At 61.6% G+C, this 22,137-nt stretch carries 23 protein-coding genes and 1 riboswitch; of the genes, 18 read left to right on the top strand and 5 right to left on the bottom strand.

Features of this window, described 5'->3' with window-relative positions; translation table 11 throughout:
• Positions 1-198 precede the first annotated feature (198 nt).
• Positions 199-387 (top strand): hypothetical protein, encoded by a 189-nt coding sequence (locus BN1127_RS07060; protein WP_005331455.1) that lies wholly within the window; start codon positions 199-201, stop codon positions 385-387.
• Here BN1127_RS07060 and BN1127_RS07055 read toward each other — a convergent pair.
• Positions 384-1,571, bottom strand: a complete 1,188-nt coding sequence (locus BN1127_RS07055) for an HD-GYP domain-containing protein (protein ID WP_042648972.1) — start codon at positions 1,569-1,571, stop codon at positions 384-386. The two genes, BN1127_RS07060 and BN1127_RS07055, sit on opposite strands and share 4 nt — an antisense overlap.
• A gap of 174 nt (positions 1,572-1,745) precedes the next feature.
• Here BN1127_RS07055 and rsuA point away from each other — a divergent pair, with 174 nt between their 5' ends.
• Positions 1,746-2,438, top strand: coding sequence for a 16S rRNA pseudouridine(516) synthase RsuA (gene rsuA / locus BN1127_RS07050; RefSeq protein WP_041206053.1), 693 nt, complete (start codon positions 1,746-1,748; stop codon positions 2,436-2,438).
• 186 nt (positions 2,439-2,624) lie between these two features.
• Here rsuA and BN1127_RS07045 read toward each other — a convergent pair whose 3' ends face one another.
• Positions 2,625-3,527 (bottom strand): DMT family transporter, encoded by a 903-nt coding sequence (locus BN1127_RS07045; RefSeq protein WP_042648971.1) that lies wholly within the window; start codon positions 3,525-3,527, stop codon positions 2,625-2,627.
• A gap of 300 nt (positions 3,528-3,827) precedes the next feature.
• On the opposite strand from BN1127_RS07045, the gene BN1127_RS07040 reads away from it, so the two are divergent.
• Positions 3,828-5,465, top strand: a complete 1,638-nt coding sequence (locus BN1127_RS07040) for a peptide ABC transporter substrate-binding protein (protein ID WP_042648974.1) — start codon at positions 3,828-3,830, stop codon at positions 5,463-5,465.
• 10 nt (positions 5,466-5,475) lie between these two features.
• Positions 5,476-6,030, top strand: coding sequence for a phosphodiesterase (gene yfcE, locus BN1127_RS07035; RefSeq protein WP_042648970.1), 555 nt, complete (start codon positions 5,476-5,478; stop codon positions 6,028-6,030).
• A gap of 33 nt (positions 6,031-6,063) precedes the next feature.
• Here the strand turns inward: yfcE and BN1127_RS07030 are convergent, their stop codons facing one another.
• From BN1127_RS07030 to flgA, 3 genes are all read right to left on the bottom strand, one after another.
• Positions 6,064-6,480 carry a flagella synthesis protein FlgN gene (locus tag BN1127_RS07030; protein WP_005329757.1) on the bottom strand — a complete coding sequence of 139 codons (417 nt, stop codon included), beginning with the start codon at positions 6,478-6,480 and terminating at the stop codon, positions 6,064-6,066.
• A complete protein-coding gene (flgM, locus tag BN1127_RS07025) occupies positions 6,477-6,797 on the bottom strand; it encodes a flagellar biosynthesis anti-sigma factor FlgM (protein WP_005329758.1) in 321 nt (106 codons plus the stop codon). The genes BN1127_RS07030 and flgM overlap by 4 nt, the downstream gene beginning before the upstream one ends.
• Positions 6,798-6,891: 94 nt before the next feature.
• Entirely contained in the window at positions 6,892-7,497 is a 606-nt protein-coding gene (gene flgA, locus BN1127_RS07020) for a flagellar basal body P-ring formation chaperone FlgA (protein WP_042648973.1), read from the bottom strand.
• A 236-nt stretch (positions 7,498-7,733) separates the two neighbouring features.
• Here flgA and BN1127_RS07015 point away from each other — a divergent pair, with 236 nt between their 5' ends.
• The 14 genes from BN1127_RS07015 to BN1127_RS06950 form a co-directional block, all read left to right on the top strand.
• Positions 7,734-8,645 carry a chemotaxis protein CheV gene (locus tag BN1127_RS07015; protein WP_025327540.1) on the top strand — a complete coding sequence of 304 codons (912 nt, stop codon included), beginning with the start codon at positions 7,734-7,736 and terminating at the stop codon, positions 8,643-8,645.
• A 17-nt stretch (positions 8,646-8,662) separates the two neighbouring features.
• Positions 8,663-9,487, top strand: coding sequence for a CheR family methyltransferase (locus tag BN1127_RS07010; protein ID WP_005329773.1), 825 nt, complete (start codon positions 8,663-8,665; stop codon positions 9,485-9,487).
• Between the two features lie 61 nt (positions 9,488-9,548).
• Positions 9,549-9,947, top strand: coding sequence for a flagellar basal body rod protein FlgB (gene flgB / locus BN1127_RS07005; RefSeq protein ID WP_005329774.1), 399 nt, complete (start codon positions 9,549-9,551; stop codon positions 9,945-9,947).
• Positions 9,947-10,366: a flagellar basal body rod protein FlgC gene (flgC, locus tag BN1127_RS07000; RefSeq protein WP_005329775.1), complete on the top strand. Its 420-nt coding sequence runs from the start codon at positions 9,947-9,949 to the stop codon at positions 10,364-10,366. Before flgB ends, flgC begins: the two co-directional genes overlap by 1 nt.
• A gap of 105 nt (positions 10,367-10,471) precedes the next feature.
• On the top strand, positions 10,472-11,215 hold the full coding sequence (locus tag BN1127_RS06995; RefSeq protein ID WP_042648969.1) for a flagellar hook assembly protein FlgD: 744 nt from the start codon (positions 10,472-10,474) through the stop codon (positions 11,213-11,215).
• Positions 11,216-11,225: 10 nt separating this feature from the next.
• Positions 11,226-12,572 carry a flagellar hook protein FlgE gene (gene flgE, locus BN1127_RS06990; protein WP_042648968.1) on the top strand — a complete coding sequence of 449 codons (1,347 nt, stop codon included), beginning with the start codon at positions 11,226-11,228 and terminating at the stop codon, positions 12,570-12,572.
• A gap of 146 nt (positions 12,573-12,718) precedes the next feature.
• Positions 12,719-13,465, top strand: a complete 747-nt coding sequence (flgF, locus tag BN1127_RS06985; RefSeq protein ID WP_042648967.1) for a flagellar basal-body rod protein FlgF — start codon at positions 12,719-12,721, stop codon at positions 13,463-13,465.
• A gap of 14 nt (positions 13,466-13,479) precedes the next feature.
• On the top strand, positions 13,480-14,268 hold the full coding sequence (gene flgG / locus BN1127_RS06980; RefSeq protein ID WP_010675290.1) for a flagellar basal-body rod protein FlgG: 789 nt from the start codon (positions 13,480-13,482) through the stop codon (positions 14,266-14,268).
• A 16-nt stretch (positions 14,269-14,284) separates the two neighbouring features.
• Positions 14,285-14,956 carry a flagellar basal body L-ring protein FlgH gene (flgH, locus tag BN1127_RS06975; RefSeq protein ID WP_042648966.1) on the top strand — a complete coding sequence of 224 codons (672 nt, stop codon included), beginning with the start codon at positions 14,285-14,287 and terminating at the stop codon, positions 14,954-14,956.
• Between the two features lie 61 nt (positions 14,957-15,017).
• Positions 15,018-16,115: a flagellar basal body P-ring protein FlgI gene (locus tag BN1127_RS06970; RefSeq protein ID WP_042648965.1), complete on the top strand. Its 1,098-nt coding sequence runs from the start codon at positions 15,018-15,020 to the stop codon at positions 16,113-16,115.
• A gap of 46 nt (positions 16,116-16,161) precedes the next feature.
• Positions 16,162-17,262, top strand: coding sequence for a flagellar assembly peptidoglycan hydrolase FlgJ (flgJ, locus tag BN1127_RS06965; RefSeq protein ID WP_042648964.1), 1,101 nt, complete (start codon positions 16,162-16,164; stop codon positions 17,260-17,262).
• Between the two features lie 3 nt (positions 17,263-17,265).
• Positions 17,266-19,263, top strand: a complete 1,998-nt coding sequence (gene flgK, locus BN1127_RS06960) for a flagellar hook-associated protein FlgK (protein WP_042648963.1) — start codon at positions 17,266-17,268, stop codon at positions 19,261-19,263.
• 3 nt (positions 19,264-19,266) lie between these two features.
• Positions 19,267-20,475 (top strand): flagellar hook-associated protein FlgL, encoded by a 1,209-nt coding sequence (gene flgL / locus BN1127_RS06955; protein WP_005329788.1) that lies wholly within the window; start codon positions 19,267-19,269, stop codon positions 20,473-20,475.
• Between the two features lie 177 nt (positions 20,476-20,652).
• Positions 20,653-20,822, top strand: a riboswitch (M-box (ykoK) riboswitch).
• A gap of 123 nt (positions 20,823-20,945) precedes the next feature.
• Positions 20,946-22,137 (top strand): magnesium transporter (locus tag BN1127_RS06950; RefSeq protein WP_042648962.1); only part of this gene is annotated, 1,192 nt, incomplete at its 3' end.

Below are 22,137 nucleotides of genomic sequence, written 5' to 3'. Positions count from 1 at the left end.
CCCTTTCGCATTTAAGATGGCGCCGGAAGGCAACGAGCATACCCTCGATGGGGTGGTCGGCGTCAAGCCGCAAGCGGGGTGGCGTGCGATCGCGCCGGGTGGTTCGGGAGGAGAGGGCGGCATGTCGGGGGAGGACTAAGCTAGTAGGAGAGCGCTCGATGTGACGGGCGAGTATCTATGGCTGACTGGAGGTGTACCATGAGCGACCATACCCTGCTGCCCCATGGTGAGGATCTGCGCCGCGCCGTACGCTGGCTCAGCGAACACCATGAACACGACATCCGGGCCATCGAAGAGGCCTGCGTCCGCTTCGATCTCTCCCCGCTGGATGAGGAGTTTCTCCTCCGCTACTGCCGCGAGCAGGCACCTGAGTCCCAGGCTCGCTAGACGAAGTTGGCCAGGTTGATGCCAAACTCCTTGGGATCGACCGTGCTCTCTATGCTCTCCTGCCCCCCGTTTCTGGCGAGATCCAGCCACTGCACCTCGAGGTAGTGGCGCTGGGTGGCGTGATAGATCACCTTGACCACCGGCTTGAGCGGTTGCTGTTCGTTGCGCTGCATCACGACCGCCAGCCGCTGGTTGGAGAGCTGCACCAGGGTGCCCACCGGATAGACCCCCATGCACTTGATGAACTTGGTGACCAGCTCGGCATCAAAGTGCTGATCGATGCCTTTGAGCAGGATGCGAAACGCCTGGGTCGGTTGCATCCCCTGCTTGTAGACCCTGTCTGCCGTCACCGCATCGTAGACATCGACGATGCCGCTCATGCGGGTATAGAGGGAGAGCTGATCCCCCTTGAGCCGCTGCGGATAGCCGGTGCCATCGAGGCGCTCGTGGTGGTTGGCGGCCACCTCCAGCATAGTGGGGGTGATGCCGGCGGTATTGCTGAGGATGTCGTAGCTGTGCACCACGTGCTGGCGCATCACGCCAAACTCCTCGTCGGTCAGTTTGCCCGGTTTGTTGAGCACCTCGTCCGGGGTCATGATCTTGCCCACGTCGTGGAGCAGTCCGCCCAGAGTCAGCTCCTTGAGCACGTTGCGCTCAAGCCCGAGATAACGGCCGAAGTTGGCGAGCAGTATGGCCACGTTCATGGAGTGTTCCATCAGGTAGGCATCCTTGGCCCGGATCCGCGCCAGACAGAGCATGGCGTCGCCATGGGTGAACATGGTGTCCACCATCTCCTCGGCGACCGCCGCCAGCGGGGTGATGTCGATGGGTTCCCCAGCCTTGAGGTGGCGAATGAACTTGCCCTGCAGCTCGCGGGCCTCCTGATAGAGACGGCGGATCTTGAGCGCGCGCCCTTCGCCACTGCCTGCAGGACGCGCTGAGCCGGCGCTGTGGGCCGGGCTCGGGGAGACGACCTGCTCTATCCCGGGTAGCTTGCTGCGGGCGAGATCCACCCGCACCGTCAGCACGCCGCGCCAGATCAGCGCATCCACCTGCTGACGGTTGGTCACCAGCCCCGTCTGGGCTATTTCCATGGCACCGGCCTGGCTGGCGATGGCTAGCACGTACATGCCAGGTTGCAACTGGTTGACGGGGATGACGGGATGAGGCTGAGTCGGCTTCATGGTGGCTTCCTGGGATTATTATTATGCGTGGTGTCGGCGCTCTGTCGGCAGTCTATCACCGGCACATCATGGCGTCAGGCGCCATCTGCCTAACTTCTCCCTTAGTGCTGGCGTTGTGAGGTTCGGCCTATATAATGACGCCCCTTGATAACGTTGGATTCCGAGGTTTTGTGCATGCGGCTCGATAAATTTCTTTGCGATTGCTCCGATTTGACCCGTTCCCAGGCGGGCAAGCTGATCCGTCAGGGGGAGGTGATGGTGGACGGTATCCTGGTCAAGCAGCCCGCCTTCCACATCAATGAGCAGAGCCTGATCGAGTTTGATGGCGTGACCTTGACCCTGAATCAGCAGAATCGCTACTTCATGCTGCACAAGCCGGAAGGCTACGTCTGCTCCAACGAGGACCCCGATCACGCCACCGTCTTCCACCTGCTGGATGAGCCCGCCATGGGCAAGCTGCACGTGGTGGGCCGGCTCGATCTCGACACCACAGGCCTGGTGCTGATCACCGACGATGGCAAGTGGTCCCACCGCATCACCTCGCCGCGCCACGAGTGTGCCAAGACCTATCATGTCTGGCTGGCCGACCCCGTGAGCGAAGAGGCCATCTCGCTGTTTGAAGATGGCGTCTACCTGCGCAACGAGACCGACAAGACCCGCCCCGCCCAGCTGGAGATCCTGGGGGAGTGCGAGGCCAGGCTGACCATTCACGAGGGCAAGTACCACCAGGTGAAGCGGATGTTTGCCGCCATCGGCAACAAGGTGATAGGGCTGCATCGGGAGCGGATCGGGGCGCTCGGCCTGGACGACGAGCTGGCACCGGGGGAATACCGGGAGCTGACCGCCGAGGAAGTGGCCCAGTTCTAATCACGCCATCCGATGGCGAACGTTCGCAATGAGGTTACCGCCTCCGATTACGCCGCGACGCGGCTAATCGAACCTGCAGAACCAATTGAATTTTGTAGATTCGAATAGCGAAGCGTATTCGGACGATCCTGAGAATTGGGCGTAGGTTGGCGCTGAGCGAAGCGAAGCCCAACAGCAACCCCCGACTTACCCCGCCCCCAGTACCAGGGCCGTGCCCAGGGTGGCCAGCAGGGCGCCGGCCCAGGCGGGCAGGGCAGGGCGCATCCCTGAGTGCCACCACAACAGGGGCAGCAGGATGACCGGCGTGGTGGAGGAGAGGATCGCCACCATGCCCACGTCTCCCTGACGCAGGGCCACCAGGATGAGCGTCATCCCCAGCGCCATCGCCAGGAAGCCGTTGATGCCTATCATGCCAAGCACCTGGCGATTGATGGGGTTGTGGGGCATGGCCAGCGGCACCCTCAGCATCCGCAAGGCACAGTGTGCTAGCAGGGCGCTCCCCATGCGGATACCGGAGGCGCTCACCGCGTCCACGTCGCCAGCCATCATCACCGGCTTGGCGATGATGGCCCCCAGGCTCTGACACAGGGCTGCGGTCAGGCCGAGCGCGATGCCGACGGCGAGGTGGCCGCGCACCTGCTCCCACTCGTTGTGCTGCTGCGCGTTGCCACGGCGGCCGAACAGGATGGCAAGCATGACCCCGGCCAGCACCAGCAAGGCCCCCACCAGACGCCAGCCACCGAGTTGTTCGCCGAACAACCAGAGCCCGAGCAGGGCGGAGAAGAGCGCATGGCAGGAGAACAGCAAGCCGCTGCGCCTGGGCCCCAGTCGGTTCATGCAGGCGAACAGGGCGGTGTCACCGACGAAGATGCCGATGAGCCCCGACAATGCCAGCAGTGGCAGGGCGCTCTCGGTGAGAGTCTGCCAGCCCCCCGTGATCAGACTGGCGCTGGCCAGCATCAGACTGACCAGAAACATCCGCCAGCGGCTGTAGGCAAAGGCCCCCAGATGGCGCGCCGGTTTGACGGAAATCAGGGCGGCGACGGCCCATAAACTGGCGGCGGCCAGCGCCAGCCACTCATACCCCATAAAGACCCCTGAAACGGTAGAAATCAGCCGGGCGGATGCCAGTATCGAGGCGCCATGTCAGCCTGACAGGCCTTCATGCGAGGCGAGTCGAGGAGCCCTCAGGCTGTCTTGCGCACCCGTGGCTGATAGTTGGGAAAAAAAACCTGAAAAAATAGCCCGAAAGACTCCATCTGCCGGGCAGGCCCGATACAATACGGGGCGTCTTCGGGGATAACAAGCGCGGCATCATGCATTCGTTTCCAGGCGCGCCGCCGGCCTTCCCCCTTCTTGAAATAAAGTGAATTGAACGAGGTTGATGTCATGCTTTACCGTTTCGCCGCCCGGCCAGCCCGTCGCTGGCTCTCTCCCTTGTTGCTCGGACTGATGCTGGCGCCGCCGTTGCAGGCGACCACAGTGGTGCAGCAGCCTGCACTGTCAGACAGGCAGACCCTGGTCAAGGGTAACGGCGCCGAACCCGAGTCCCTCGACCCTGCCCAGATCCGCTCCGGTTTCCCGGGGGAGGTGGTGCTGGTGGACTTGTTCGAGGGGTTGGTGAGCGAGGATGGGCAGGGCAGGATAGTGCCGGCTCAGGCTCTGCGCTGGGAGACCAGTGAGGATGGTCTGGTGTGGCGCTTTTTCCTGCGCCCGCAGCTCAAGTGGTCCAATGGCGAGCCGCTCACCGCCCGGGATTTTGTCTACGCCTGGCGGCGTCTGCTGAGCCCGGAGCAAGCCTCGCCCTCCGCCGGCCTCTTGCTCGCGACCGGCATCAACAACGCCCAGTCCATCTATGCCGGTGCACTCGATCTCGATGCCCTGGGGGTGGAGGCCGAGAGCGACCAGATCCTCAAGGTGATCCTGGAGCGGCCCGTGCCCTACTTCCTGCAACTCATCAGCCAGCGCCCCTTCGTGCCGGTCAACGAGCGGGCCATCGCCCAGTTTGGCAAGCAGTGGACCCAGCCTGGCAAGATGGTGAGCAACGGTCCCTACAGGTTGGTTAACTGGGTGCCGAACGAGCGGATCGAAGCCGAGCGCAACGTCCAGTACTGGGATGATGCCCATACCCGGATCCAGCGGGTGACCTATCTGCCCCTCGCCTCCCAGCATGCGGAGCGGCTGCGCTACGAGGCGGGGGAGATCCAGCTCACCAACAGGGTGGCGCTGGAATACTACCAGAAGACCATGGGAGAGACCCCGGAGCGGATCTGGGGCCTGCCGCTGCTGGGCACCTACCTCTATACCTTCAACCTGCGGCGCCCCGAATTGCAGGATGTGCGGGTGCGACAGGCGCTCTCCATGACCGTCGATCGCCGCCTGTTGACCGAGAAGGTGAGTGGTCAGGGGGAGCGGCCAGCCTGGTCGCTGCTGCCCGGCATGCCGGACTATCAAGAGCTGGGGTCGGCGCTGGCCCTGGAGGATATGCCGACCCGTCTGGCCAGGGCCGCCGCCTTGCTGACGGAGGCGGGCTACAACAGTGCCCACCCGCTCAAGTTGACGCTGACCTACAACACCTCGGAGAACCACAAGAAGCTGGCCCTGGCGGTCGCGGCCATGTGGAAGCCGCTGGGAGTGGAGATCACTCTCAACAACATGGAGTGGAATGCCTATCAGGTGGCCAAGGACAGCGGTGATTTCATGCTGGCCCGCTCATTCTTGTTTGGTGATTACGTGGAGCCCTCGTCCATGCTGGGCAGTTTCCGCTGTTTGGATCCCCAGAACGAGAGTGGCTACTGCAATCCGGCCTTCGACGGCCTGTTGCAACAGGCCGCGGACACGCTGGATGGCAGCACACGAACCGGACTCTACCGCAAGGCCGAGCAACTGCTGATGGAAGAGATGCCCGTCATCCCCGTCTATCACTACAACCAGATGAGGTTGGTGGACCCCGCCCTGCGCGGCCTGCCGAGCAGCAATCTGAAGGGGGCCATCGCCACCAAGGATCTCTACTTCAGCCAGCCATGAGGAGTGCGCGATGAAGATAGCCATCATTTCCGATCTGCACGGCAGCCTGCCTGCTCTGGAGCAGGTGCTGGCACAGCTTGCCCCTTGGCAGCCGGATCACTATCTGTTTCTGGGGGATCTGCTCAACCACGGCCCGCGCAATCCGGTGCCGACGGGGTATGAGCCTGCCGCCGTGGCGGCGCGGCTCAACCAGCTGGCCCCCCGGATCATGGCGGTACGGGGCAACTGTGATTCGGAGGTGGATCAGATGCTGCTGCACTTCCCCATCACGGCCCCCTATAACCAGTTGCTGGTGGACGGGCGGCGCTGGTTCGTCAGCCACGGTCATCTCTATGATCCCGAGGCGGTGCCCTTGCCGGCGGGCAGCCTCTTCATCAGCGGCCATACCCATCTGCCCGTATTGCGACGAGAAGCGCGGCAAGAAGGGGAACTGGTGCTGGTGAACCCGGGATCCATCTGTTTTCCGAGGGGAGAATGGGCAGCCAGCTATGGCCGGTATGAGGATGGCGTCATGAGCATTCACGCCTGCCGCGACGGGACGACACTGATGGAACTGGTGCTCTGACGGCAGGGCATCAAGAGCAGGGAGGAGAGAGAATTAGGCCTTGATCCCCAGGGAGCGGGTGCCCGAGCGGGTATTGCCCTTGGCGTCATAGGTCAGGGAGTTGCTGTCACGCAGCTTGCTGAGGAAGCTCGCCAGCCGACGATTGGAGATGATGCTGAGTTCGAGCAGCCGACCGTTGAGGTTGTTCTGCTCCTGACAAGCTTCCAGCTTGGCTTGCAGGGCCTGCAACTGGGTCGGGAAGGCACCGAGTTGTTGCTGCAGATCGGGCAGCTCGGCCAATGTCTTGTCCAGGGTCTCGATGGCCTCAAGCAGTTGCTGCTTGCGCTCGGCCAGCGCCGGCAAGGCCAGAGCCCGGTGTGCCTTGAGCAGGTCAAACTCCTCTGCCAGCAAACCTTGCATCTGGGAGAGGTTGTCGTCTTGGGCGTGCAGCAGCGAAGGCAGTTCCATCATCCCAGCCGTTTGTCCAGGTCTGCTTCGAAGCTGAACATCTTCCTGGCCACGGCTTCGCTGTTGACCTTGTATTCCCCACTGGCCACGGCCTTCTTCAGGCTTTCGACGCGGCTCTCATTACCGGTGGAGGCGGTGTTGAGGGTCTTCTGCATCTGTTGCAATTGCTGCGCCTCACTGGTCAAGGAGACAGAGTCGGTCTTGACGGTCGCCGCGCGATTGCTCTCGGCAGAGGTCGCGGACTTGGCGGCTACACCTTGACTGGTCCCGTTGTTTTGCAACCGGCTGTTTGCCAAGTTGTTGATATTGTTGATAGCCATACGGTTTACCTTCGTCTGCTTTGCTGTTCGCTTACCCGGTTATCGGTGACGGCGGTCAGAACTTTAGAAAAAAATTGCTGCATTAATAAAGCAGTCAGAATGTGACTACCACGGAGCCAACGGCACTGACCTGGCCTTGCACCGCTCTGCCCGAACGAATGTTGACGAGCCTGATCATGTCTCCGAAGCTGCCATCTTGCAAGGCGCGGGCCATGGTTTTGATCTGCATGCTGCTGTTTTCCGCACTCAGGGTGACCTGGTCCCCCTTGCAGACCACGCAGACCTGGGTGAGCCGAATTGGCTGGCCCGGCTTGAGTTCACGCTTGCTGCGCACCCCGATGAGGGCGCTCGGGTCGGTGAGATAGTCACCACGGATCAGGGTCTGATCCTGATAGGCCAGGGTCAGCATGGACTCGCTCAGTATGTCCCCCTTGGCCACGGGAGCCGCGACGGTGACATAGGGCTTCTGAATGCTGACCCGCACCGGAAGATAGAGATCCCAGGGTTTGTCTCCCTCGCACTTGAGGTAGACGGTGGTGTTGCGGCGGATCTCCATCTTGGCCGGGAGGGAGATAGACAGCCCCTCTTCGCAGTGGTGCAGGGGGAGGCGTTCATCTATGGTGCCGGCTTTCACCTCGGCCTGGGCATCGAGAGGAACATCCAGCTGGTCGAGAACGAACGCCTGTGCCTGCTCCTGCAGATAGTCGGTGACCTCGGATGCCATGGCGTGAGAGAGGCTGCAAAACGGCAGTAAGATGAGGAAAAGTCTATTAATCATTTTTGCTTACCGGTCGATAAGTTGTTCACGTACACCATCGCAGTTAACTATGCTTGCTGCAGATTTCGGTTGTCGAGACATCGATAGTCTGATGCAAGCCAATGTGCATGCACACACAACATGCACGATCAGTGCCAAGCGTTTTTTAGGGAGTGTTTATGGCGAGTATTCTGGACTCGGTCAACCAACGGACCCAGCTGGTGGGACAAAACCGGTTGGAGCTGCTGCTGTTTCGTCTCAACGGACGTCAAAGATTTGGCATCAACGTATTCAAGGTACGTGAGGTGCTGCAGTGCCCTCCCTTGACCGTCATGCCCAAGCTCAACTCCTGCATTCGCGGCGTGGCGCACATTCGCGGCCAGACCATCTCGGTGATCGATCTCAGCATGGCGATGGGCAAGCGCCCCATCCAGGACATCTCCAAGTGCTTCATCATCATCTCCGAGTACAACAGATCCGTTCAGGGATTTCTGGTCCATTCGGTCGAGCGCATCATCAACATGAACTGGGAGTCCATCCTGCCCCCTCCCAAGGGAGCCGGTCGCATCAACTACATGACGGCAGTGACCGAGGTGGATGGCGAGCTGGTGGAGATCCTGGATGTGGAGCGTATTCTCAACGAGATCTCGCCGGTCTCCACCGAGGTGAGTGCCGAGCTGGTGGAAGCCAGCGTGGAGCGCAATCCCCACGGCCGTCCTGTGCTGGTAGCCGACGACTCCTCGGTGGCACGCAAGCAGGTACAGCGAGCGCTGGAAGCCATCGGGGTGCAATGCGTGCTGGCCAAGGATGGACGGGAGGCCCTCAACATGCTGCTGGAGATGGCCAAGCAGGGCCCCATCCTCGATCAGATTGCCCTGGTCATCTCCGACATCGAGATGCCGGAGATGGATGGCTACACCTTCACCGCCGAGATCCGCAACAATCCCAACCTCAAGGATTTGCATGTTATCCTGCACACATCCCTCAGTGGGGTGTTCAATCAGGCCATGGTGCAGAAAGTTGGTGCGAACAACTTCATTGCCAAATTCCAGCCTGATGAATTGGCCAAGGCCGTACAAGGCGCTCTCTAATAAAGAAGAACAACTGCATGAAGACACTTTCGGACGACTTATACAGGCAATTCAGCAATTTTCTGGCGCAGCAGAGCGGCATAGTGCTGGGTGACAACAAACAGTATCTGGTCAAGAGCCGTCTGTCGCCCTTGATGACTCAGTTTGGTATCGAGAGTCTGTCTGAACTGGTGACCCGGGCGATGAACGTGCGTGAACGGGAGCTCAAGATGGCTGTGGTCGATGCCATGACCACCAATGAAACCCTGTGGTTTCGCGATACCTACCCGTTCCAGCTGCTGAGCGACAAGATTTTCCCCGAGCTCGGCAAGAGTGGTCGTCCCATCAAGATCTGGTCTGCGGCTTCCTCCTCCGGGCAGGAGCCTTACTCCATCGCCATGACGGCGCTGGAGCAGCAGGTCAAACGCCCCGGCACCTTGCCGGGCGGGGTGCAGATAGTGGGGACCGATATCTCCAGCACCATGCTCAACCAGTGCAAGGAAGGGGTGTATGACAGCCTGGCACTGGCCCGCGGCCTGTCTCCCGAGCGCAAGCGGCTGTTTTTTGAGCCCTGCGGCGACAACAAGATGCGGGTATCGGAGCGTGTCAGAAAATTGACCAGCTTCCGGCCCCTGAACCTGCTGGAGAGCTACAGCCTGCTCGGCAAGTTTGACATCATCTTCTGCCGCAACGTGCTTATCTACTTTGCGCCAGAGGTGAAGTCCAAGATCCTCAACCAGTTTGCCAGCAGCCTCAATCCTGGCGGCTATCTGATGCTGGGGGCCTCGGAGTCCCTGGCGGGCCTCACCGACAAGTTCGAGATGATCCGCTGCAACCCCGGCATCGTCTACAAGGTCAAATAACCCCCCCTCGTCCCTCTTTGGCACACCTCTTGCTAAACATTCGTGAAGCAGGAGGTGCGCTATGGCAATTTCATTCGACAAGGCATTCGGTGTTCACCAGTACACGCTGAGCGTTCGTGCCAAGCGTGCGGAGGTGTTATCGAGCAACATCGCCAACGCGGACACGCCGGGCTTCAAGGCCCGTGACATCAACTTCTCCCAAGCGTTGCAGGATGCCCAGAGCCAGCAAGGGTTCGGGCTGTCCACCACCAGCGAGAAGCATTTCGCCTTGCAGATGGATGCCCCCGGGTCGACCCAGTATCGCAACCCCCTGCAACCGGATACCGGTGACGGCAATACCGTGGATGTGCAACAGGAGCGCAGCGAGTTCCTGCGCAACAGCCTCGAGTACCAGGCCTCCCTCGAATTCATGAATGGCAAGATAAGCGGCCTGCTCAAGGCGTTGAAAGGAGATCAGTAATGAGTTTGTTCAAGGTCTTTGACATTGCAGGCTCTGCCATGAGCGCGCAGTCCGTCCGCCTCAACACGGTGGCCAGCAACATGGCCAACGCCGACAGCGTCAGCTCCAGCGTGGAAAAAACTTACCATGCCAGGCGGCCAGTCTTTGCCGCCCAGCTGGATCAGGCCATGTCCGACAAGCAGGCCTCGGTAGGGGTGGATGTGAAGGGCATCGTCGAGAGCGATGCGCCCCTGCTCAAGGAGTACAACCCGAACCACCCCATGGCGGACAAGGATGGCTTCATCTTCAAGCCCAACGTCAACATGGTGGAGGAGATGGCGGACATGATCGCCGCCTCCCGCAGTTACCAGACCAACGTCCAGGTTGCTGATGCGGCAAAGAAAATGCTGCAGCAGACCCTTGGCCTCGGCAAGTCCTGATAGAGGTGAACCCAGATGACTGAGACTTGTGACGGCCTGCATGACTGCGGCCATGAGGTCGACCCGTACGGCGTGCCGCAAACCCGGACAGAGGGGGAATCATAAGTGGCAGATACCTATGACAGCCTGCTTGGCGTCAACCGGACGACGGCCGCCCAGACCAATACGACCAACACCACGACCCAGAAGAAGGAGCTGGATCAGGAGTCCTTCCTGAAGCTGCTGACCATGCAGCTCTCCTATCAGGATCCGTTCAAGCCGGTGGACAACGCCCAGATGTTGTCCCAGATGACCTCGATGTCGACCTCCCAGGGGATCAGCAGCCTTTCCACCCAGATGGAGAGCCTCAACAGCCTGATGACCTCCAGCCAGGCGTTGCAGGCCTCTGCCCTGGTGGGCCAGAACGTGCTCATCCCCTCCAACACGGGGTATGTGGAGAAGGGCGGCACCCTCTCCGGCGTCATTGCCACCGGGGACGGTGGCAGCAACGTCAAGGTGACGGTGAAGGACGAGAGCGGCCAGGTGATCAAGGAGTTCTCCCTCGAAGGGGACCATAAGGGAAACGTGGCCTTCGAGTGGGATGGCCTGGACAAATCGGGCAATGCCGCCAAGAGCGGCAAGTATTCGATAGAAGCGCACGCCACCGTGGATGGCAAGTCCGAGAGCGTGCCGGCGCTGACCTATGCCAAGGTGGAGAGTGTCACCCTGGGCACCAGCACCAACCCCAGCACCCTCAAGCTCAAGGGACTGGGTGGCATCTATCTGACCGATGTATTGGAAATTGGCGGGACGTCCGGCAAGTCGGCCACGACCCCGACGCCGACCCCGACCTCTAACGCAGTGATCTAAGGAGAAAGACATGTCATTCAACAATGCCCTCAGCGGCATCAATGCGGCTCAGAAAGACCTGAACGTCACCGCGAACAACATTGCCAACGTCAATACCACCGGCTTCAAGGAGTCCCGCGCCGAGTTCGCCGACGTCTACGCCAACTCCATCTTCGTCAATGCCAAGACCCAGGTCGGCAACGGGGTGGCGACGGGGGCGGTAGCGCAGCAGTTCCACCAGGGGGCGCTGCAATTCACCAACAATGCGCTGGATCTCGCCATTCAGGGCAACGGCTTCTTCGTGACCTCCGATGGCCTGACCAACCTGGATCGCAGCTACACCCGCTCTGGCGCCTTCAAACTCAACGAAAGCAGCTACATGGTCAGCAACTCCGGCGGCTACCTGCAGGGGTACGAGATCAATACCGATGGCACCCCCAAGGCGGTGAGCATCAACGCCACCAAGCCCATCCAGATCCCGGACAAGGCCGGCGAGCCGGTGCAGACAACGACGGTCGAGGCTGGCTTCAACCTGCCTTCCAGCACGAAAACGCTGATGGATGTCAATGCCTCCCAATTCGATCCCAAGGATTCGAGTACCTACGCCTCCTCCACCTCGGTGGTGGCTTACGACTCCCTGGGGGAGCCGCACACCATCACCCAGTACTTCACCAAGGAAGCGGATCCGGCAGACCCGACCAAGGCGGCGGTGCCGACCGCCTGGCGCATGTACCTCTATGAAGGAGACAAGCCCATCGACGTCGTGGGCGGTACGGCCACCACCATGGCCACCGGCTTGAGTCAGGCGCCCCTGAGCGCCCGGGTGACCTTCGATGCCTCCGGCAAGATGGTGACGCCGACCACGCCGGCCGTCATCAAGACCGAACAACTGGGGGCGACGGGGGCCGGCATCATCACCAACGGTGCCGACGGCACTCAGGAGATCGAGTTCAAGCTCGGCACCGTGACCCAGTACGCCTCCCCATTTGAAGTGAGCAAACTGACCCAGGATGGCTCCACCGTCGGTCGGCTGACCAAGGTGGAGATCGGGGCGGACGGCATAGTCTCCGCCACTTACAGCAACGCCACCACCGTCAAGGTGGCCATGGTGGCCATGGCCAAGTTCGCCAACTCCCAGGGGCTGACCCAGGTGGGGGACACCTCCTGGCGCCAGTCCCTGCTCTCCGGTGATGCCCTGCCGGGCACCCCGAACTCCGGCACCTTCGGTTCCATCAAGTCGTCGGCTCTGGAGCAGTCCAACGTGGACCTGACTACAGAGCTGGTGGACCTCATCACCGCCCAGCGCAACTTCCAGGCCAACTCCCGTTCGCTGGAAGTGAACAGCTCGCTGCAGCAGAACATACTGCAGATCCGCTAAGGTTTTTCGCGGTGACAAGGGGCGCTCATGCGCCCCTTGTCGTTTCCGATGCGGCGTTTTTTCCTCCTCTGCTTCGCCCTTCCCATATCTCTTGGCACTCAATTTGCAGTTGTCCTGCGAGAGTCATCTGTTTGACGGAGGATCCCATGGATCACCTGCTTTACATCGCCATGTCCGGGGCCAAGGAGAACATGAACAGCCTGGCTGTTCGTGGCAACAACCTGGCCAACGCCAACACCATTGGCTTCAAGTCTGACTTCGAGCAGGCGCGCAGCATGCAGGCGTTTGGCGAAGGGCTGCCCACGCGGGTGTTCGCCATGACCGAGCGGCCGGGCCAGAACTTGCAACACGGCCTGCTGCAGACCACGGGGCGGGATCTTGACGTTGCCGTCGATGGGCCGGGCTGGATTGCGGTGCAGGATCCCAACGGCGCGGAAGCCTATACCCGCATGGGCAACCTGCAGCTCAATGCCACCGGCAATCTGCAGACTTCCACCGGTCTGAATGTGGTGGATGATGCCGGTCAGCCCATCGTGCTGCCCCTGCCCATGGAGAAGATCGAGATCAATCGTGACGGTACCATCAGCGGCCGTCCCGAGGGGGCAGCCGCCAACCTGCCGGAAGATTTCCAGCGTATCAAGCTGGTCAACCCGGCGGCAGATGCGGTGGAGAAAGGCCAGGACGGCCTGTTTCGCCGCAAGGATGGCCAGAATGAGGCCGCGTCTGCGGATGTGGGCCTGATCGCCGGCTCCCTTGAGGGGAGCAACGTCAACGTGGTCGACGAGATGACCAACCTTATTCGCTTGCAACGTCAGTTTGAAACTCAGGTCAAGATCATGAAGACCGCCGAGGAGAACGACGAGGCACAAACCCAGCTGCTGCGTATCAGCTAATCAAGGAGCACCCCATGAATCCTGCACTCTGGATCAGCAAGACCGGCCTCGATGCCCAGCAGACCAACATCTCGGTCACCTCGAACAACCTGGCGAACGCCAGCACCGTGGGCTACAAGAAGGCGCGGGCCATCTTCGAGGATCTGCTTTATCAGAACATCAACCAGCCTGGCGGTCGCTCCTCGGCGGACACAGAGCTCCCTTCCGGCCTGATGCTGGGGGCGGGGGCCAAGGTGGTCGCCACCCAGAAAAACCACAGTCAGGGCAACGTCCAGACCACGGACAACTCCCTTGACCTGATGATCAGCGGCCGCGGCTACTTCGAAATCCAGCTGCCCGATGGCAGCGCCGCCTATACCCGCAACGGCCAGTTCACCCTAAACGACGAGGGGACCATCGTCACCCCGGGCAACGGTTACCCGTTGCAACCGGAGATCCAGATCCCCGAGAACGCCCAGAGCGTCACCGTGGGGGAGGATGGCCAGGTCTCCGTCCAGCTCAAGGGGGATGGCCAATCCCAGGTGGTGGGCCAGATCAACACCACGGACTTCGTCAACCCCACCGGCCTGCAGCCCATGGGGGAGAACCTCTTCCTCGAGACCCAGTCCAGCGGCGCCCCCATTCAGGGGACTGCCGGTGCGGACGGGCTGGGGGTGATCAAGCAGGGGATGCTGGAGACCTCCAACGTCAACGTGACCGAGGAGCTGGTGAATCTCATCCAGGCTCAGCGGGTCTACGAGATGAACTCCAAGGTCATCTCCGCCGTCGACTCCATGATGTCCTTCCTGACCCAGCGGACCTGATGAAAGGAGTGCCATGATGAAAGCCATATGGATGCTGGGACTGCTGACGCTGGCGGGTTGCACCAGTACCCCCAATACCGCCAAACCGGATGACCCGGATTTCGCCCCCGTCTACGGGGAGTCGGAGCCGGTGTCGGTGCGCCCGACCGGCGCCATCTTCCAGCCCGAGCAGGTCAACGGCATCTACTCGGACATCAAGGCGCACCGGGTGGGTGACATCATCACCATCCAGTTGGCGGAGTCGACCTCGGCGTCGAAAAAGGCCAACACCCAGAGCGGCAAGGACAACAAGCTGGCGCTCGACCCCGTCACCCTGGGTGGCGTGCCGGTCACGGCGGGGCCCTACGATCTGTCGGCCTCCATCGGCCAGAACAGTGCCTTCAAGGGGCAGGCCAAGGCGGATCAGAGCAACAGCCTGCAGGGCAACATTTCGGTCAGCGTGGTCAAGGTACTGCCAAACGGCAACCTGCTGGTGCGCGGCGAGAAGTGGATCATGCTCAACAACGGCAACGAATACATCCGCATCACCGGTCTGGTGCGCCCGGAGGACGTGAGTTCGGAGAACAGCGTCTCGTCCCAGCGGGTCGCCAATGCGCGCATCCATTACGGCGGCACCGGCGATCTGGCCAACACCCAGGAACAGGGGTGGCTGACCAGCTTCTTCAACGGTCCCTGGTGGCCCATTTAATACTCGGGACCCGGGTCGTCAGTGGCGACCCGGAGCCGGAATGGTTTAGTTAGGAGATGTCATGAACCGACTCCGTTTGCTCGGCCTGCTGTGCTGTATCTTGCCGCTTGGGCTGGCGCACGCCTCCCGCATCAAGGATCTCAGCTCGGTGGAAGGGGTGCGCAGCAACCAGTTGATCGGCTACGGTCTGGTGGTGGGCCTGCCCGGCACGGGCGAGAAGAACAACGCCTTCACCGAGCAGACCTTCAGGACCATGCTCAACAACTTCGGCATCAAGGTGCCGGACAACATCAAGCCCAAGATCAAGGACGTGGCGCCGGTCGCCATCCACGCCGATCTGCCCCCCTTCTCCAAGCCGGGTCAGACCATAGACGTCACCGTCTCCGCCATCGGCGAGGCGAAGAGCCTGCGCGGCGGTACCCTGCTCCAGACCTTCCTCAAGGGGCTGGACGGCCGCGTCTATGCGGTGGCCCAGGGCAGCCTGGTGGTCGGTGGTCTCGGGGCCGAGGGGGCGGATGGCTCCAAGGTAGTGGTCAATACCCCGACCGTGGGGCGCATCGCCAACGGGGCGACCGTGGAGCGTGAGGTGCCGAACTCCTTCGCCCAGGGGGACACCATCACCTTCAACCTGAACCGGCCGGACTTCACCACCGCCCGCCGTCTGGCGGACGTGGTCAACGATCTGGTGGGTCCGAACACCGCCCAGGCGATGGACGCGACCTCCATCAAGGTATTCGCGCCGCGGGATCCGGCCCAGCGGGTCTCCTACCTCTCCACCATCGAGAACCTGGAAGTGGACCCGGCGAGCGAGTCCGCCAAGATCATCGTGAATTCGCGCACCGGGACCATCGTCATCGGCAGCGAGGTCAAGCTGCGCCCGGCGGCCATCAGCCACGGTGGGCTGACGGTCACCATCGCCGAGAACCAGCAGGTCTCCCAACCCAATCCGCTCGCTGGCGGGCAGACGGCGGTCACCAACAACTCCACCATCAACGTGCAGCAGGATCCCGGTCGGATGTTCAAGCTCGATACCGGCGCGACCCTGGACGATCTGGTGCGGGCGGTGAACCAGGTGGGGGTCGCCCCCGGGGATCTGATGGCGATCCTGGAGGCGCTGCAGCAGGCGGGCGCGATCCAGGGCCAACTGGTCATTCTGTAATTTCGTGAGCGGCAAGCGGTTGCCACGGGCGGCAAAGAGGTAGGTTATGGCAGAGTTCGACACCCAGAGCGGTATCAATATTGGCATGGTGCAGGACGTCCAGAACCTGGACAAACTGCGCCAGATGAGCCTGAGCAAGGAGGGGAAGCAAGGGGCCCTGATGGCGGCCGCCCGCCAGTTCGAATCCATCTTCACCCAGACCCTGTTCAAGGGGATGCGCCAGGCCAACTCGGTGCTCACCGAGGGCAACCCGATGAACAGCAGCTACACCCAGTTCTATGAAGGGATGCTGGACGAGCAGCGGGTTGCCGACATGTCGAGCAAGGGGGGGCTGGGCATTGCCGAGATGGTGGCTAGGCAGCTCTCTCCCGAGCAGACCTTCACCCATCAGGATGGCCGGGTACTCAAGCTGCCCCAGCGTACCGAGCGGGTCTACAAGCCCTATCAACCCCCCAGTGCCTCCAACGATCTGATTGCTGCCTCCAAAGTTGGCAAAGATTTTGCTGATAACGAAATGAAGGGTGAGCTGAATGGGGCCGAGCGTACGCTGGCCATGCCAAGACGCCCCCACCGCACCGTGCCGCCCATGGGCAGCAGCCAGAGGCCTTCGGCCCTGGATGGCAGCGCCAAGGTGTTTGACAGCCCGGAAGAGTTCGTCGACAGGCTGATGCCGCTGGCCAAGAAGGCGGCGGATAAGCTGGGGTTGAGCCCGGTGGTGTTGGTGGCCCAGGCCGCCCTTGAGAGTGGCTGGGGAAAGCGGGTGATCAAGGATGCAGACGGAAACGTGACGCACAACCTGTTCGGCATCAAGGCGGATCCGCGATGGGAAGGCCCCAAGGCGGTGGTGAGCACCCTGGAATACGAGCAAGGGATGGCCTCGCGCCAGAAGGCGGCGTTTCGCTCCTACGAGTCGTTCGAAGAGAGCTTCAACGACTACGTGGATTTCCTGACCTCTGGGAGTCGCTACAAGGGAGCGCTGGCCAAGGTGGACAGCCCGGACCGTTACTTCGAGGCGTTGCAGCAGGCCGGTTATGCCACCGATCCCCAGTACGCCAGGAAACTTAAACAAGTGTTGCGCAGTGATGCCATCGCCGGCTATTCGACGCCCGGCAACATTGCAGACAGGAACACAGAGATGGAGCTGTAAGCTATGGCAAGCGATCTGCTTGGAATTGGGACCTCGGGTGTGTTGGCCCAGCAGCGGCTGCTGCAGACCACCAGCAACAACATAGTGAACGTCAATAGCCAGGGCTATGTACGTGAACGCACCCTGATCTACACCAATTCCGTCGGATTGGGGACGGGCGACATGGTGAGTGATCGCATCATCAACGCCTATGCCCAGGCCGAGGTTCGCCGTGATACGTCCGCTTATAACGCCGCCAACACCCGCTACGATCAACTGTTCCAGCTCGACAGCCTGCTCGGTGATGCCAGCAACAGTGTGGGGTCCACCATCACCTCCTACTTCAAGGCTTTCCACACCGCCAACGAGTCACCGTCCGAGATCGGAGGGCGCCAGACGACCCTGAGTGAACTGAGCGGTATGGTGGACAGATTCCACACCCTCTCCGCCCAGCTCGACAAGCAGTCCGATACCATTAACGCCACCATAGGGGACGAGACGGACAGGGTGAACAGCCTGCTGAACAGCATCAACGATCTGAACCAGTCCATCGTCCGCACCCAGGGCTCCCCTGAAGAGAACCTGATGCTGTTCGATCAGCGTGATGAGGCCATTCGCCAGCTCTCCGAGAAGATGGAGATCCGCACCGTGACCCAGCCCAACGGCAGCATGCTGGTCAACGTGAGCACAGGGCACTCCCTGGTGCTCGATGGCGGCGTGGCCCAGTTCAAGGTGGTGCCGGGGGACCCGGATTCCCGTGAGCCTTCCCTGCAGCTGACCCTGGGTAAGAACCAGGCCAGCATCAACGACCAGGATATTGGCGGTGCCATCGGTGGCCTCTTCACCGCGCGTCGGGATCTGGAGCCCGCCAAGCGGGAGCTGGGGCAGATGGCCGTCGCCTTGGGGGATGCCATGAACCAGCAGAACCGGTTGGGGATGGATCTCGACAACGAGCTTGGGGGGGATCTCTTCACCCTCAAAGGAAGCCAGGGGTTGCCCTACGCCAGCAACCAGGGCAACGGGGCGGCCAGCGTCAACTTCGTTCCCGGCAAGGGGAGCGAGGTCACCACCTTCGACTACGAGGTGCGGTTCAACAGCGCCACCGGTTACGAGGTGTTCGCCATCGACGGCAGCGGGCAGCGTACCTCGCTCGCCACGGGGACCACGCCGCCAGCCACCTTCGAAGTGACGGGCCACGGCATCGAAATCGATCTCTCCGGCACACCGGCGGCAGGTGACAAGATCTTGTTGCAACCCACCCGGAATGCGGCTGCCAACCTGGAGCAGGCGATCACCCGTCCTGAAGATATCGCGCTGGCTTCCCCCCTGAAGGCGGACAAGGGATCCCAGAACCTGGGCTCGGGCGAGATAGCGCTGGGCGGTGTCTACAACACCGGCACGGGCTCGGGTTTTGGCACCAACACTTTGGACCCGAGTGCCCCCCAGGTCATCAAGATCGACGGCAGCGGCAACTACGAGGTCTATGACAAGAACAACAACCTGCTGGGTGTCGCCCCCGCCTCCAGCAAGGGACAGAACCTGATGGCCGCCCTCGAGAGCCCCCTGGGGGGGCCCAAGGTCTACGCCGATCCGACCCAGAGCCCGGGCTATGAGTTCAGCATCACCGGCAAGGTGGAGGCCAGCGACAGCTTCACGCTCAGCTACAACAAGGACGGCTTTGCGGACAACGCCAACGGCCTGGCGCTGGCGGAGCTGCAGAACAAGGAGCTGGTGCGCAAGAACAACAACGCCGCCACCAGCAACGACAAGATGACCTTCAACGATGCCTACTCGGGTCTGGTGAGCGGCATTGGCAACAAGACCAGCCAGGCCAAGACCCTGCTGCAGGCCAACGAGGCGAAGCTGACCCAGAGTACCGCCATCTTCGAGAGTGTCTCCGGCGTCAATCTGGAGGAGGAGGCGGCCAACCTCATCCGCTTCCAGCAGTCCTATGCGGCCTCGGCCCAGATAGTGAACACCGCCAAGACCATCTTCGACACCCTGCTCTCCTCCGTGAGGTAAGTCATGCGCATCACCACCAACATGATCTATGACCGCAACCTTGCCTCCATGAGCAAGGTGAGCGAGCGCCAGAACACCGCCTACAACCAGTTGATGACGGGGGATAAATTCTCCCGCTCCGGGGAGGACCCGGCCGGCATGAGCCAGAAGATGGCGCTGACCAAGGAGATCGATCTCTTCAAGCAGTACGGCGTCAACGGCAGCCTGCTGGAGAACAGCCTGGGCCACGAGGAGACGGTGCTGACCTCCCTCAACAGCGCCATGCTCAGTGCCCAGACCCTGATCCAGAAGGCGAACAACTCCGCCATGGGCTCCGAGGAGCGCAGCGCCATCGCGAGCGAGCTGGAGGGGCTGCAAAAGCAGATGTTCGACCTGATGAACAGCAAGAACTCCCAGGGGGAGTACATCTTCGGCGGCAATCAGAGCAAGACCCAGCCCTTCGTCAAGGATGCCAGTGGCAACTATGTGTTCCAGGGGGACACGGGGCAGCGCAACATCCAGGTCTCACCCACGGTGCAGATCCCGGCCAACGACTCCGGTTTCGATCTGTTCGAGATAGTGGCGACCCGGCGCACTGCCAGCGCCGCTAGTGGCAACATCCAGGTGTCGGTGGCGGATCAGGGGAACTTCGAGAGCTTCTATCGCAACAACTATGACTCTTCCCTGCCGAGCAACCAATATGCGGTCAGCACCCTGGCCGGGCCGCCGGACACCTACGAGATCCGTGACAGCGGTGGCACCCTGCTGCAAAGCGGCGACTATGTGGCGGGCAACAAGATCCCCTTCAACGGCCTGGCGCTCACCCTCGACCTCCCTGCGGGGTCGGCGACCCAGAACTTCGTGCTGGATACCCCGAAAAACGACAACATCCTCAATGGCATGTCCGATTTCATCTCCGCCATGCGTGATCCGACCCTGTCCGAGAGCGATTTCCAGCTGGCGGTCTCCGATGCCACCACCCACATGAGCAACGCCAGAACCAAGATAGACCGGGGACTGGGGGAGCTGGGGGGAAGGATGAACAGCCTGGAGCAGGTGATGAGTTCCAACGATGGACTCAGCACCCTGAACCAGCAGGCGCGGGCCAAGGTGTCCGAGGCGGACATGTACGAGGTGATCGCGGCCCTCTCCAAGGAGGATGCAGCCATGAGCGCCTCCCAGCTAGCCTTCAGCAAGATAAGCAAGCTGACCCTATTCGACTATATCCGCTGACGTTCGTCCGTTGACCGCAGGCTCCCCCGTGCCACGCACGGGGGAGCCTCGTTTCATGAAGGGCCCGCCGTCCGGCCAATTTGTAACAACCCGTTGCCAGGGGCCCGTTTGCCTTGACTCGACCTGCGCCTGGGCAGATGATGCCGCCCGCACGGTAGCGCCGTGCAATCAATGTTCGCAGCATCTCGTTAGGCTAGGCTCCTGCATAAACACAGGCCACTGATCTCACGACGTCCAGAGACGCCCAAGATCAGGACAGTTTTCATCGGATTAAGGTGTCAACCCAAGTGGCTTCCGGCATGCCGGATACGTTATGCAGTGCTAAAGCTGGTACGTGGGGATGAAAACACGCCGGACGGCGTCATTTCCTGCCTGTTACTCGTCAATCAAATTGCTGTTTTCTTGCCGTTGCATCCGGCCAGGTGCCGGAGGCGTTCAGGTTCGCCTGAAATCACATGAGGACATCTGTGATGAAGAAAACACACACCCTGCTCAATCGTCATCAACTGCTCGACCCGGTTGCCCTGCGCAACTGGCTGGCGCACAACCTGGATCCGGTGGCCCGTGCCGATCAGCTTCTGACCCTGCGCCCGGAAGAGCTCAACTGCATCTTCGATACCCTCTCCATGCCGGAAGGGGCGTCCTTGCTCGCCTCCCTCCCGGCGGAGTGTGCCGGCCATCTGCTGCTCAGGCTGCATGGCAGCATCGTGGGGATACTGCAGGGCACCCTGGCCCGTCGGGACCTGCTGGCCATCCTGCGCAGGCTCGACGAGCACGATCGCAAGACCCTGCTCGCCCGGCTACCAGACCCCACCCGCAAAGCCTTCCAGTCCCTGCTGGCCTGGCCGAACGAGTCGGTGGGGGCCAACATGCGCCACGAATATCTGGCAGTGGAGGCCGATGCGACGGTGGAAAGCGCCAAGCAGCTGATCCACGGGGCCTGGGATCAGGCCAGGCTGTTCGGTCATCTCTATGTGGTTGACGGCGAGCAGCGCCTGCTTGGCAGCGTCTCCCTCAAGTCGCTGCTGATCGCCGATCCTCTGCTGCCGGTAGGGGAGCTGATGGAGGGGGAGGCAGTGCGCATCAACGCCCGTGCGGATCAGGAGCTGGCGGCCCGCCTGCTCATTGACCGCGACCTCTCGCTCCTGCCGGTGGAAGATCAGGGTCGTCTGGTGGGGGTCTTCCACGTGGACGATGCCGCCGACATTCTGGAGCTGGAGTCCACCGAGGATGCGGAGCTGCAAGGGGGCTCCTCACCGCTGGATACCCCCTATCTGCAGGCCACCCCCTGGCAGTTGTGGCGCAAGCGGGTGGGCTGGCTGCTGATCCTGTTCGTGGCGGAAGCCTACACAGGCACCGTGCTGCGGGCCTTTGAAGAGCAGCTGGAGGCAGCCATCGCCCTGGCCTTCTTCATCCCGCTCCTCATCGGTACCGGTGGCAACAGCGGTACCCAGATCACCACCACCATAGTGCGTGCCATGGCGGTGGGGGAGGTGAGCCTGAAAAACCTCGGCACCGTGCTGAAAAAGGAGATCTCCACCGGTCTGCTCATCTCGGCCGCCATCGCGCTGGCGGCCTGGGTGCGGGCCTGGAGCCTGGGGGTGGGGCCCGAGATCGGCATGGTGGTGACCCTGACCATCGTCGCCATCTTAAATGCGAAAG

The organism is Aeromonas media, from assembly GCF_000819985.1.
GTDB classification, from domain to species: domain Bacteria; phylum Pseudomonadota; class Gammaproteobacteria; order Enterobacterales; family Aeromonadaceae; genus Aeromonas; species Aeromonas media.
This window is presented reverse-complemented; position numbering and strand designations above follow the sequence as displayed.